The sequence below is a fragment of the Limosilactobacillus panis genome, from assembly GCF_019797825.1.
Taxonomy (GTDB): Bacteria; Bacillota; Bacilli; order Lactobacillales; family Lactobacillaceae; genus Limosilactobacillus; species Limosilactobacillus panis_A.
In genome coordinates, this window is sequence record NZ_CP081855.1 from 1,738,392 (window position 1) to 1,751,059 (window position 12,668).

10 protein-coding genes are annotated in these 12,668 nt (G+C 38.4%); 2 read left to right on the forward strand and 8 right to left on the reverse strand.

The window, feature by feature from the left end; translation table 11 throughout:
* Positions 1–7: 7 nt before the first annotated feature.
* A complete protein-coding gene (locus KZE55_RS08365; protein WP_222258110.1) occupies positions 8–574 on the forward strand; it encodes a DUF4767 domain-containing protein in 567 nt (188 codons plus the stop codon).
* Between the two features lie 367 nt (positions 575–941).
* Here the strand turns inward: KZE55_RS08365 and KZE55_RS08370 are convergent, their stop codons facing one another.
* The 7 genes from KZE55_RS08370 to KZE55_RS08400 all read right to left on the reverse strand — a co-directional run bounded on the left by KZE55_RS08370 (position 942) and on the right by KZE55_RS08400 (position 8,521).
* The gene (locus tag KZE55_RS08370) at positions 942–2,162 is read right to left on the reverse strand and encodes a tyrosine-type recombinase/integrase (RefSeq protein ID WP_222258111.1); all 1,221 of its coding nucleotides are present in this window, start codon (positions 2,160–2,162) and stop codon (positions 942–944) included.
* Positions 2,159–2,359 carry a DUF3173 family protein gene (locus KZE55_RS08375; RefSeq protein ID WP_222258112.1) on the reverse strand — a complete coding sequence of 67 codons (201 nt, stop codon included), beginning with the start codon at positions 2,357–2,359 and terminating at the stop codon, positions 2,159–2,161. The genes KZE55_RS08370 and KZE55_RS08375 overlap by 4 nt, the downstream gene beginning before the upstream one ends.
* Before the next feature lie 138 nt (positions 2,360–2,497).
* Positions 2,498–3,229: a hypothetical protein gene (locus tag KZE55_RS08380; protein WP_222258113.1), complete on the reverse strand. Its 732-nt coding sequence runs from the start codon at positions 3,227–3,229 to the stop codon at positions 2,498–2,500.
* On the reverse strand, positions 3,213–3,668 hold the full coding sequence (locus tag KZE55_RS08385; protein ID WP_222258114.1) for a hypothetical protein: 456 nt from the start codon (positions 3,666–3,668) through the stop codon (positions 3,213–3,215). The genes KZE55_RS08380 and KZE55_RS08385 overlap by 17 nt, the downstream gene beginning before the upstream one ends.
* A 106-nt stretch (positions 3,669–3,774) precedes the next feature.
* Positions 3,775–4,875, reverse strand: coding sequence for a relaxase/mobilization nuclease domain-containing protein (locus KZE55_RS08390; RefSeq protein WP_222258115.1), 1,101 nt, complete (start codon positions 4,873–4,875; stop codon positions 3,775–3,777).
* Entirely contained in the window at positions 4,865–5,422 is a 558-nt protein-coding gene (mobC, locus tag KZE55_RS08395) for a plasmid mobilization relaxosome protein MobC (RefSeq protein ID WP_222258116.1), read from the reverse strand. The genes KZE55_RS08390 and mobC overlap by 11 nt, the downstream gene beginning before the upstream one ends.
* Positions 5,423–5,911: 489 nt before the next feature.
* Positions 5,912–8,521 carry a hypothetical protein gene (locus KZE55_RS08400; RefSeq protein ID WP_222258117.1) on the reverse strand — a complete coding sequence of 870 codons (2,610 nt, stop codon included), beginning with the start codon at positions 8,519–8,521 and terminating at the stop codon, positions 5,912–5,914.
* Positions 8,522–8,967: 446 nt separating this feature from the next.
* Between KZE55_RS08400 and KZE55_RS08405 the strand changes: the two genes are divergently transcribed.
* Complete coding sequence (locus KZE55_RS08405) at positions 8,968–10,038, forward strand: hypothetical protein (RefSeq protein WP_222258118.1); 1,071 nt, start codon at positions 8,968–8,970, stop codon at positions 10,036–10,038.
* A gap of 121 nt (positions 10,039–10,159) precedes the next feature.
* Here the strand turns inward: KZE55_RS08405 and pglZ are convergent, their stop codons facing one another.
* Entirely contained in the window at positions 10,160–12,667 is a 2,508-nt protein-coding gene (gene pglZ, locus KZE55_RS08410) for a BREX-1 system phosphatase PglZ type A (RefSeq protein WP_222258119.1), read from the reverse strand.
* Position 12,668 lies beyond the last annotated feature (1 nt).

Sequence of the window (12,668 nt, forward strand, 5' to 3'; positions counted from 1 at the left end):
GAGAAAAATGAAAAAACATCGTTTAACACATACCCTGGCGGTGGTTCTGGTGGCAGGCCTGATTCTATCCGGTTGCACAAATAGTTCGTCAGCTAAGCACAACGAAGCCGATAGTTCTAGCACCAGTTCATCCGCCACGGTTAACAACAACCAGTCGTCAACACCGTGGAATAGCAGTAAGGATCAAAAGCTGGCCCAGTTTATGGATGACTGGGCACCGACCATGAACCAGCAATACGAGAAATACAGTGGTCACGGAAACATCGGGACAAAGTCAGGGATGGAGTACCCAAGTGAATTTGGCCAAACGACCGTTAATGGCACGAATGATTCAATCGGCTGGGCACCGTCAGGGAAGGGCCCGTACGCATATAACGTCGTCGCCATTTACAACTACGACCGGCCGGGCAACGCGGCAACGCATATTACCTATGCCTTCGCATTTCACGACGGCGAGCCAGTTGCTCTCGTCGACCAAAGTACGAACGGAACTCCCGATTGGACACCAACTAAAAACACTGATGTTTCTGGTAACTTCGCCAAGATCGCCGCGGGCGGTTCCAGCTCATTTTAAAACTAATAGCTGCTCACCGGCTAGTGCTTCTGGTTGACTAATTAGGAAGGGCCAAAAAGTAATTGCCGTTATTTCCCGGTCCCTTTATTTCCATTACGAAAAGTCCCCTAGCTTGAATCAAATTTGGGCCCAAGTTAGGGGGCTAAATATAAGTTCGGTAAATTTAAAAGCTAATGCTTGGTAAGCATTTAACCTTGTAATACTGTCCTAAAGCGATAATCACTAATGCTTGATATATTGTTTTATGTTATGAATGGAATTATGATTCTATTCGATATCAATAATAGAAATCTAACTAGCATGTTAGTTATACCAAGGGTTTGCGCGTTTGTTTACTTTTATGGCAAACAGTTTGGCAAACAACCACCTATACAACTTTAGTAAAGGGTACCACTTGATTGCCATTAAATTTAACTTGGGACTGTTTAGCCGGTGTTAAGTCCATTGAACCCACCATCTTATCGGCAATTAACTCATCATTACGATCAAACATGTGAGCGTAATAGCGAAGGGTCACGGCAGGGCTACTATGTCCTAATCGCTTTGATACCGTCAGGACATCGGCTCCTAATTCAGCGATTAAATAAGAAGCATGAGAATGCCTTAAACCACGTCCATTGATTCCTGGTACACCAGCCAACTTAGCATATTTATGCAGTACATTATTTAAAGTCGATTTAATCATTGGACGATCATCATAAGAAAGAACAAACTTTTTAACTCCATGATCTAATTGCGCTTGACGCCAATCTCTTAAGATTTGAACTAATTCATCATCTAAGGTAATAACCCGTTTCCCAGCTTTTGTCTTAGTATAAGGCTTAATTCGATAATCATCCTTATTCTTGTAATACATAGTATGAAAGATTCGCGCCTTTTGATTAACTAGGTCAATATCATCCCATGTTAAAGCAAAGCCTTCAGAAACCCGGACACCGGTTCGATAATAGAATAGTAGCATTACATACAGGCAATATTCATAAAATCCATCGGTACTAATCTGACTCAAGACTTTTTCGAACTCAGCTTTCGTCCAGTATTTAGCAACGGCCTTTCCCTTAGGAATTGCCTTCGTTTTCATTGCCACGTTAGTAGTAATTAAGCCTAAGTGTTCTGCATAGCCTAATGATTGACGAAAAGCCACATAGCAAACATTAGCATAATCACGCGAAAACCCAGAATCACTCATTAGCCAAGTTCGGTATTCTTCGCAGTCACGAACACTAATCTGATCCAGAATACGATCATCAAATCGGTCTACTGATAGCATAATCATTCGCATATGTGAATTATAAGTACTATCTTCCACATCAGCTTTATATTTAGGTAAAAAATCCTGGCGAACAAATTTCCCGTACGTGATACGACGTAAATCTTCGGCGTGTCGATTCATATATTCGACTTTAACTCGCATAGCTTCTGCTTCCGTGGCTTTAGCTGAAGTAAAATTTAGCCCCTTTTGATCTTTACGGCCCTTTTTAAAATGTTGTTTACCTTCGCTGTCTCGTCCTAAAAATACTTGGTAGAAAAAATGCCCGTTCTCATCGATACGGACATATTTATATCCATCAATTTTCGTTGATTTCATTGCTTATCGTCCTCCAAATCTGGAAGAGCGATAATTTCAGCAATGGCAGCCGTTGGTACTAAACCAACTCGCTTACCATTATAAAATGCAAACCCTTGTTTAACAAGATTACGTTTAGCTTGACGGATAATACGTCGAGCTTGATTTTGAGGATAACCGAGATTCCGTAAGTCTTGATAATCCATTACTTTTTTCATGTTATTCATCATCCTTTATTATTCAATGCGATTTACATCTGCAACGATTAGATGGATAATGAGCAGGATAACAATCCTAATTATTGTTATTAAAAGTGACTTTCCAAAGTTGGTAGCTGGGGATAGTCGCTTTTTTGTTTACAATTCAAGACCATCATCCTTATCCTTAGCCTTATTCACCGTTGGTTGATTAGGTTCCTTAGTTGCTGGAACTGGCTTAGCAATAATTTTTGCTTGTTTATCGGCATTGACACTAATCATTTGATGACGCGTAAGCCGCTGATTAACAAGATAATTAGAATGCTGCCGCATAGATTGTACTAATGACTTCAAACGTTCAAATTGAGTACTTGAATGTTCGAAACTATCGTCCTCAACGAAAATCTGATCATCTTTTTCACCAATTTCATTACATAGCTGTTGAACATTCGCTTGCTGTTTAAATAGAACTTTTTCATTCTCGTTTGACTTATCCAGTAACTTACGAATCGTTAATAGTTGAAGGGACTTCTTATCACATAAGATAAGTTCACGTACTCGCCGATAAAGTTCACTGAAGGGATCCTTTTCATGATCTAGTGCCCAGAGCTTCACCTGCTCACAAAATGCTACATAGTCATCATTTGACCAACAATCAGCGAACTTTGTTGCAAAACCAGGTACTTGCATTCCTTCACTTGACCACAAATTTTGCATTGAATCAGCAAGCTGGTCAAATGGCCCTTCCAAATACCGCACACTTGTACTCAATTTAAATTTTGCCATTGCGACAGCATCACAGTATTCTTGTGTATTTTCTACATTCAACGGAGAAGCATCTTGTACTTCACCATTAAAACCATTACAGTGATTCTTATAAATCTTTACCATAGATAATCCCTCCAATAATTGATCCAACGCCAACAATAATCTTTACAGGCCACCAGGGCATCACCCCTGCTAGAACAATCCCTGCTAAAATAACTAATGCCGAGTTTGAAAACTTAGTTAGGGCATCCTTCATCACCTTATGTGACTCAGTGACTTCCCGTTTATCTTCTTTAATCGAATTCTTAACTTGGTTAATATAGGTAACCACTTCCCTACTTAGAAGCTGACTGGTTGTAGAGTTAGCCTCTTCGCGCATTACACGTAACAAGTCCTGTCCATCAATATCAACTGGCTGTTGAACCTCATTGATTAACTGTCGCAGCAAATTACTATTGTGATTAATCACAACAACTAGCTTATTAACAACTTGATTCAATTGTTCAATCTTCGAATGATCAGCACTGGCAATTACTTCGGCTTGTGCTTTTGAAATATTCATACGATCAATTCTCGCTTGTTGGCCTTCAAATTTCTGTTCTAGGTCTGCGTATGACTTAGTACGACCATCATTCCAAGCATCCTTAATAGCCTGGTGGGCAATGTCACTAACTCCCTGGTTCAGATTGTTCTTCTGATTGTTTAGAGTCTTGCTGATATCGCCCGTCCAGTTTTGTAGATCCTGCTTGGTTGCCAGGCTCTTCATCATCTGCTTCAAGTTGTTGTCGTGCGATGTATTCTTGGAACCTTTGTCGCTGTTGCCTGTTGGCTTCAACAAGTTGTTCAGATCGTCCATGGAATTTTTTAGATTCTTCATCGACTGAAACCTCCTTAGTTTCCTGTTTTTGGTTAAAATAATTATTCAATTTGAGCGGTGTAAACTCCTTCCCCACTCCACGCGTTGATTTAACTAATCCGGTCTTTCGATCGCGACGTTGGTAAAAGTCACGAATGGTCTTCTCTTTACCATTTACGGTCATGTGATACGACCAGTCGCCTTTCTTATTACGCTTTGTCACCGTAATATCTTTATCTTTTAGTAGTAATAAATACTCTTCAATAGACTTTGCCTGACTCCGCGCCCAACTCAACGTATTCTTAAGAACGGCCTGCCATCCCTTAGGTTTGATTACCTCACCTGACTTTTCCTTGTCAAATGGATTAACATACACATGACCAGTGACCTCGAGAAAATGATTGTTCAGATAATCATTCCATTCATGGCGTAATTTACTGACGCTAAAAGAATTAGTTCGAACACATTTGCCATCAGGGTACACACTATTAATCAGAATGTGACAATGTAGTTTATGACCTTCTTGACCATCAGCTTGTACCGCCGACACCCACTGTGTATTAGGAAAGTATTGTTTCATAAATCCGCCGACTAACTGGTTAATTTGGGCAACTTCCAAATCAAATTGTTTTGGATCGTCTGTCGGCATCTCACTTTCTGAGAATGAACAAATCAAATGTTGCGCTTGTTGTCGCTTTCGTTTGTTTGTAGCTCGGCGTCTAACCATCCTAAACTGTTGATTTAAGAAGTAACCACTTTGCGATAAATATGGTTGACCACGTGGTCCCCATAAATACACATGCGAACTATTCACACCGAGTACACGCTGAGCTGAACCATCATGCGCTGGTTCATCAAAGAGATACTTCAACCGTCCATATGCGTTGGTAATGTAATTACTCTTAACGTACATTGCTATCATCACCTTTGAATTTGTTATTTATGAGACTTGATAAATTCACGGTCGCTTGAATTAACTTTTGTAGCTGCTCACTGTTCACTGCATTACCTTGATTAGCCTGATGAGCTAGTTGATTTAAATTAACGCCAATCCGATTTAAGTAGTACACAATCGAATTCCACTGAATTAAAGCAAACTGTTTCAATTTATCGTGCTGTTCTAACCGACATAAATAAGCTTTAATTGTTGCGGGCATCACATGCTTAGCAAGCAATTCCGGGCTACTTTTCAGATGTCTAAAGCGCCACTCATCTAATTGCTTTACCGATTGAAAATCAGGTAATTCTTTCATCAAATTCTGCACCGCTAAATGATAGTCCAATTCGGTTTTCATTCCTCGAAGTAGCACTTTACTCATCGACTCATCGCCTACTACAGCTTGAAGTTTTTCAAAGTCACTTTGTGGAATTCGTAGCAAGTATGGGTGCTTTTTCTCCGGCACTCGACGATGCATTTTAATCTGCTGTTTCCGTTTGATTAATTGGTTATTATTCAGCATCAAATCACTCCTTTCTAGTGTGGATAACGTTGCAATTCTGGCCGTTAATTGATGATAAAATCATCAATTAAATTGCTAAAATTCACTTGGTCATTATGGCCCTTAAGGTCCTTTAATTTCCGCGCTCATGTTGATTGGCTACACGTGCCAATCAACTAGCAATAAGGCCAGAAAAGCAACGGGCAAGTAGTTACCTAGTGATATCACTAGGCCTACTTGGCAAAGAGAATTTCATTCCCCCTGCACCTCTAAAATCAAGAACCATCCTGCCGCTTTTTGTTCTTAATAATCTCCTTTTTGGCCTTCATTTGTGTGTAACAAACAGAAGCAAAACACAGCAACCTAAGCCACCCAATTTGGGACCTGTTTAGGCTGGGTTCCACCTTCTCTTTTGTGCCGCAAGGAGAACCAGAACACGTCCTACTTTATGGTTCAAAGTAGTCAAATCCCCACCACTTTCCCGCCACGTTTTGTGGCACCCACTAATTATCAATTCGTTAAAATTCGTGCAACTTTCTTACTCGTTTTCAATTCAAAGTAGTCATCATCCTTGTCGATAGAATCGATCGAATTTAAGTGCATTACTAAGTCAGTTGCACGATGAGTTTTAAGCAAATTTATTGCCTTATCACTTAGCCTAGCCACAATCCACTCATCACCATAACCACGTCGAATTGGCACCAGAAATCCACGCATTAACGCCGTAAATTGGTTTAGATCAGGCTTGAAATTGTTATCTTTATTAACAAATTCTGGCCATAATTCATATCTCAGATTATTTAATGTCGATAGCATATTAGTAGTTGGTGAAGTTTTTCCTGTACCGTTAAATAGTCCCCGATAGTCTGAACTATTTTCCTGTCCCTTTTCTTCTGAAAGATAGGCTTGATCATTTTTAACATAAACACCAAAATTCGCATGACGTTCCAAGAATCCATTTGAACCATTAAGAATGGCATTAGGATTTTGACGGAAGATTGTTGTAGCTTTTACCTGGAGATCTTTAATCATTTTGGCAACAGTCTTTACAATGCGTTCCATATCTTGATCGGATAAATCTTCATTAATAACAGTCTTAAAAACGTGATCAGATTGGCGTGTATAAACATAATCGTAATGTCTAACTGCACGTCCACCGGGACGAAAGTTAATGATTGATACCGTTATTTCAGTCCCTTTACCATCATCAGTTGGGCACAAATGAACATTAATTGGTAAGCGCCGCAATAATTGACTTAGTTGTGACAAATAGATTTGGCCGGCTTCAGGATCATTAGTCTTTAACTGCCAAGTTTTACCATATGAATCACTTTGTTCTAGATAGCCTAGCTTCACCACACCAGGAGCATAATGAAGAACGTCACGTACATAGCCTGCAATTCCATCAGAATAGACGTTTGTCATAATCAATAAATTCAAGTTCCAAGGACTCGTATTGTGAAAGCGACTGGAAACACGCGGAATCTTATGCGGATCCAGCATATCCTTAAGTGCACTCCACTCAATTGATGATGGTGAAACCTCATCAATCACGGCGGACGCTTGATCTTGATAATCTTGCCAATAATCTACAGTCTTGCCCTTGTCTTCAGCTGCAGTCATATATGGTGTCCGTCCCTTTTCTAAATACTGACATAAACGACTCGCCAGGTAAGATTTTCCAATACCTCCTTGGGCAGCGGTAATAAAGATAGTGTTCATATTACGATCCGCATTAACATCATTAATGGTAGATTCACGCTGGTCATCCATTACTGCAGTCAAACGTTTAATAAAGTCCTGGTCAGCAATCAAACTAGCAGCATCACCATCATCAAATGCAGCATGGATTGCATCTTTCCAGTCAGTCACCTGCATCCGCCCCGAATAAATCCATTCCATCAATTGGTCAAGAATCATTTTCTTTGATTTCTTACTAAAATTCATTTTTCCCGCACCCTTTGTACCTAAACTTCGCAACTTAGCTAACTGGTGTCCAGAAAATACCCGATCACCATCATTGCGTCCTACCAACCTCGCAGTATGATGTGCAATGTTGTAAGGACTATGAAGATTCCGAACGATAGCCGTATCAATACCATTTGCAACCATTTCGTCATCATAAACACCTGCAATACTTGAATAGCTTTTACCAGGATCATCTGGTAACCAACTGATTACTTCATCAACCGCATACGGCGTCTTCTGGTCACGCTTAGCTTTACTACTTTGGTGTATCAAATATTGAAGTGAAGAGACATAGTGCTTAGTCACAACATAATTCTGCATTGCACCCGAAAGCGTTCCCAAGAACGCTTCGATTCGCTCTTTTCGTTGATCATCAATTTGGTCTATCCACTTAAAAGTCTTAGTCAAATCATCAAAATTATAACCAAGTAATTCCATCATCCGATACCGGGTGCGACGAGTTGGCATATCAATCACCAAATGACTATGCGCTTCTTTATGTTCTACCTCGCCATTCCGCTTATTTTCCTCATCATCCCGAGTATGGTTGCTTAAAAAAGCTGCAAAATGACGATCACGTTTCGGATTACGACAACAAATTTCTTGTAAGTGATTAATCTTCTGCGCTATCCACTTAGTAAAGCCATCTAAGACCGGATGGTTATTGTTATCACGTTTAATAACATTACCGTTGTCATCCCAAGCAGAGCCATAGTCTTCACATCCCTTGCCAACAAAGCGATCATCACCAACCAGCTTATCGCCTGCCCTGATAAGATTACCTTGTTCATCTGTCACCATGTGATCTAGCTCACCAAAGCGATTTAATGGTAGCTGAGTAGCATGTTCCTCATACACTGGACTGTACTTCGGATTGGAACGTTTCTTGATTTTAGGATTGCAAACTGTATACAACCAATGAATTGCTACGTTCCAAGTTCGCGATGCTTCACCAAGCAAATCCATGATCTTTCCGGCCTTAATTGTTAAATCAATACTTTCTGAATCGTATTGATCATTAACCTTTAATGGCGGTAAAGCCTTCAGAATAGCTTGATACAGTTTCCGACTGGAATGGGAGTATCGCTTTAAATAATTCTTTGCTTTCTCGTATCGCTCTTCGATACTTTCAGACTTTTTTTCATCCGACATAGCCTCACATCCTTTTTGGTCAGACGTTCAAGAACTAATAGAACGGGCTTTTAACACACATCCAAGTATTAATTACTAGATAATCGCAATTACTTCTATAAAATTCACCATTTATTGATTCCACGCATTCTTAACCCCACACCATCAAATAATGTGTTGAGCCATGAAGGCTACTCTGACGGCAATCCTGCTGGATGCCGTTGACGGAGCTCGGCAACGGCGTATGCACGCCGTAAGTACTGTGATATCAAAGTTTATTATTAACTTTATTCGTTAACTATTGACCATCATTACTTACAAATGGCACTACGTTATTAGTAAATGCTAAAATTTAATTGTTGATATCAAAATTCAAACGGCCGCTTTCCTTTTGACATTTTTATTGTCACTCATAATTCCTATTAAAAATACGGACACTTTTTTGCGTTCAAGATTGGAGTGTTATTATGTACAAATACAAAGAAATCCAGCCCCAAACGTACTTGGAGCTGGATAATGGTAAAATATATTGTTCAATTGAAGAAATACTAAGAATCATCAATTTCCCCGCAGAAGGAAATTTTAAGAACAGTATTTCTAGATCTCGTCTAAATAAATTATTAGCAAATGCTAATATTAATTGGCGCCAAATCGACCGCCAAAAGACCATGCTATTAAAAGGCATGAATAATGGAGACCCAGATGACCTTCACGCCGCTTCTTTGTCTACACTTTCAGTATTGGATAGTGAGGAAATTGCTAAACTACTTAACCTAATATCAACATTAAAATCAACTAAAAATAGCAACAATGGTCTGTACGAAGAAATAGAATGGGGCGTTATTAGCCCTAAGAATAACAACATGGATCTTTACTACAGTATGGATAGAATTACATACGACATTCAGGGGCACCTATCTTTGGGCCACAAATCATCAGAATCAATAGGAATTAATCAAAAGAGTGTATTAAAAATGGCAAAAAAGTTTGCTAAGGAGGTGCCAGATCAATACAAGCTAATAACGTTACCGTCTAGTAATATAGATTTTAATAACAGTAAACTTCATACTAACACTACTGAATCATATGCCAATTTGAATTTACATGACAAGCTGATTGTTCACTATAAACATCAAAAAGGAATTTCGTTAAAACGTGAGATGGAAAATCTCGACTCCGTATTACATCCTTTAGAACCCGTATCATTATATATTCGCCGTAATTTAAGCGAAGTTATTAATGGTAATAGTGATGCCTTTTCCGTCACACTCAACGACGCAGATGTTCGCGCTATTGATAGAAGTATCAGTCGCAAGTACAAACGTACTAAGGAATATGTTTTCAACCGTTTCGAGCACTTCGATAAAGAAATTAATCACCGTAACGCCGATATTAATAAGTACGATCAGATGCGTGAGTCATTAAAAAATTTTTTAAACAGTGATTACTATAATAATGTTATTGGTGCGAGTTTTAAGAAGCCTTTTTTTAAAGGCAGTTTAAAACGTCAAATAGAGGATATAATCAATATATTCTAAAAAGCTTCCCTTCGGTGCTTACCTTATTTCCAATCAAATTACCAAACAAACCAAAAAATCCCCCACAGCCCTAAATCCTACTAGCCGTTAGGAGATTTCCATACTCTTGTTATTAACTGATTTAATCATTTATCAGGTTCATTTGATAGTGGTATCTAGGATTAGTAATCGATCCCTTATCCGGATCAATAACTAGATAGTAATCTTCACTCCGATCATATTGTCGATTTTGTATTACGATATCTGCTGATAATGGTTGATTAATCTCTGCATCTGTTCGATTAGCGTTAATAGTAGCAACATTTGAAATTACCTGTCCAAATTGATTCATGAAGTAGATGTTAAATTTACGAGGCCTTATCAAGTCACTAATTGGTTCGACTTGATTGAATTTCAACGTCATCCTTAGGGCATTAATACTATGTTGAGTAGCTGCTAATCTTATTTCGGCAAACTCGGCCTTTGATCTTGACGAGTTCATTCTCATATCTAATACAGGAATTACCATTTCCTGTAATGATGATCCGCCGTGTACATAATTTTTACCACCTTGGGACTTAAAAACATTCACAGTAGCAGGGTAATAAACATTCGTTTGATCATTATTTGTCAGACTAATGCCCAGTTTCACTGACATAACCCCAGGAATATTCGAAAGGTCATCTAGTGTCATCAAATAGCGCGGTGATATTTTACCATTATAATCACTTGCTGGAATATCAATTTTACTTTGTTCCTCCACTGACGCTTCACGGTAGATAAAGCCATGATCAGCAGTCACGATAATATGCGATACGCTATTTGTTCTTAATACTTGAATAGCTCTTCTTATCTCATCAATTGCTTGATCAGTCGCCCTAAAAGTCTCGTCTTCCGTTTTTAAATTATCGCCAATTGCATCAACCTGATTGTGATACACATAGATAACATTTTTGTTAGCAATCATGGTCTTAATTTCCTTACTGGTAGCTTTTAGAATATCGTCCAGTTTTAATAGGTCATTATTTTTATCCCATAATTGTAAAATTTTACGGCGATTATCAGCATTATTAGCCATATGACCATCTACCAGCACATTATCCTTTTGCCACTCCAGCTTATGGTGGGGCAGGAGTGAAGGCATCCCCATATAAGTAACGGATGGTAATCCGGTCAGTAGATAGTTCATTTTACTTGTAATCCTATCATCATTAGCTATCTGAGCTTGAAGCTCACGTGCTGCTTCATATCGAAAGGCATCTGAAATAATCACCACAATCCGCTCATTAGCACCATGAACAAAGTTCCTATAGAAGTTTTGTTCCCGCTGATTAGATTCAACATCTTGAAGTTGGAAAGTAGTATTCCATTCACGAACAGACTGATCTAATATCTGATTGTTGTAATAATCATCAACCATACGCTTAATGTCTTCATATTTGTGACGCTTATCTTCGGAAATACGTCGGTAATTAGTCACCAAGTAGCGGTAATGAGTATCAACTTCAAAAACTTTATTTATATAATCATTAAGCATTTCATGCCAGTCATCATAGAATCGTGGTCGATACTTCAACACATGATAAGTCTCTTTTAAAAAGTTGAATTCCGGATTAAACGCATTTACTCCTCCGGTTACTTGATCGATTACACCGATAGTCTCATCACCATCAGTGACAGTACCATCCGCATTAAAATTGGCTCTGACTCTTTCTAAGAGCAATTCGTCAATCTGTTTTATACCGTCAACTCTTAATAAATCTTGAACGTTTTCATCTTTTAGGTAAGTACCTAGCTTAAGTTCATTCCATGCCGTTCCCGTTAAATTCTGGTATAGTTCTTGGTATTTACGAGAATCACTAAAGCGCTTCATGAAAACTTGCACGTTCGAATAATTTTCAAAAGGTTGGGCTAATAAATCTGATGGAATTTTTTCTTCTAATTGACTATAGACGCTTGTAACGAAAGCACCATCGAACAGTCCCTTTAAGCTCCTAACATTACTGCAGCCAAAATATTTATCGTATATCTGCCAAAATAATGGCAAAACATCATATTTACTGAATGATCGAATAATCTTGTTATTAGATTCGTCCATTCCTCCTTTGAAGACTGCCATCAATAGTAAATTTTCATCAAACTGATCTAAGCCAGCTAAATTAGATAAGATCATTAATTCAGGATGATTTATTAATCTTGACTCAAAATTTTGAATATATGTTTGACGCCTGGACTTAGCCCGAAAATATTTTAAATATTTTTTGACAAAATTCCTTTTTGAATTATCAAAGTTTAATTGCTCAGCCAATTGTTCAAACACTATATCGCTAGCCTTAGCACTAAATACATGGCCATAACGCTCCATATCAGCAAAATAATCAAATTGTAGCTGAGGCCTTTTTGCTTTTACATAAACTAAAAAACTACGGTCCTGATTCTTTTTATCCAGTAGTTTTCGCTTGATTTTAAACTGTTCCTTCGCACCAACGGTCTGTAATTCAGCAGCTAAATTATCTTCTAAATACTGATTGTCTTCAGTTACATCATCTGCAAATTCACCATCAGGATCATACCAAAATACATACTGATATCCTTGGTCAAAATAATGATTAATTTCTTTAACTATTTTGTCTAACTTTAATTGCATCATA

Excerpts from the sequence above, each read along its gene's own strand:
- KZE55_RS08385 (WP_222258114.1), bottom strand. The coding sequence starts at position 3,668 with ATGAATATTTCAAAAGCACAAGCCGAAGTAATTGCCAGTGCTGATCAT.
- KZE55_RS08370 (WP_222258111.1), bottom strand. The coding sequence starts at position 2,162 with ATGAAATCAACGAAAATTGATGGATATAAATATGTCCGTATCGATGAG.
- mobC (WP_222258116.1), bottom strand. The coding sequence starts at position 5,422 with ATGCTGAATAATAACCAATTAATCAAACGGAAACAGCAGATTAAAATG.
- KZE55_RS08380 (WP_222258113.1), bottom strand. The coding sequence starts at position 3,229 with ATGGTAAAGATTTATAAGAATCACTGTAATGGTTTTAATGGTGAAGTA.
- KZE55_RS08390 (WP_222258115.1), bottom strand. The coding sequence starts at position 4,875 with ATGTACGTTAAGAGTAATTACATTACCAACGCATATGGACGGTTGAAG.
- KZE55_RS08375 (WP_222258112.1), bottom strand. The coding sequence starts at position 2,359 with ATGAAAAAAGTAATGGATTATCAAGACTTACGGAATCTCGGTTATCCT.
- pglZ (WP_222258119.1), bottom strand. The coding sequence starts at position 12,667 with ATGATGCAATTAAAGTTAGACAAAATAGTTAAAGAAATTAATCATTAT.
- KZE55_RS08405 (WP_222258118.1), top strand. The coding sequence starts at position 8,968 with ATGTACAAATACAAAGAAATCCAGCCCCAAACGTACTTGGAGCTGGAT.
- KZE55_RS08400 (WP_222258117.1), bottom strand. The coding sequence starts at position 8,521 with ATGTCGGATGAAAAAAAGTCTGAAAGTATCGAAGAGCGATACGAGAAA.
- KZE55_RS08365 (WP_222258110.1), top strand. The coding sequence starts at position 8 with ATGAAAAAACATCGTTTAACACATACCCTGGCGGTGGTTCTGGTGGCA.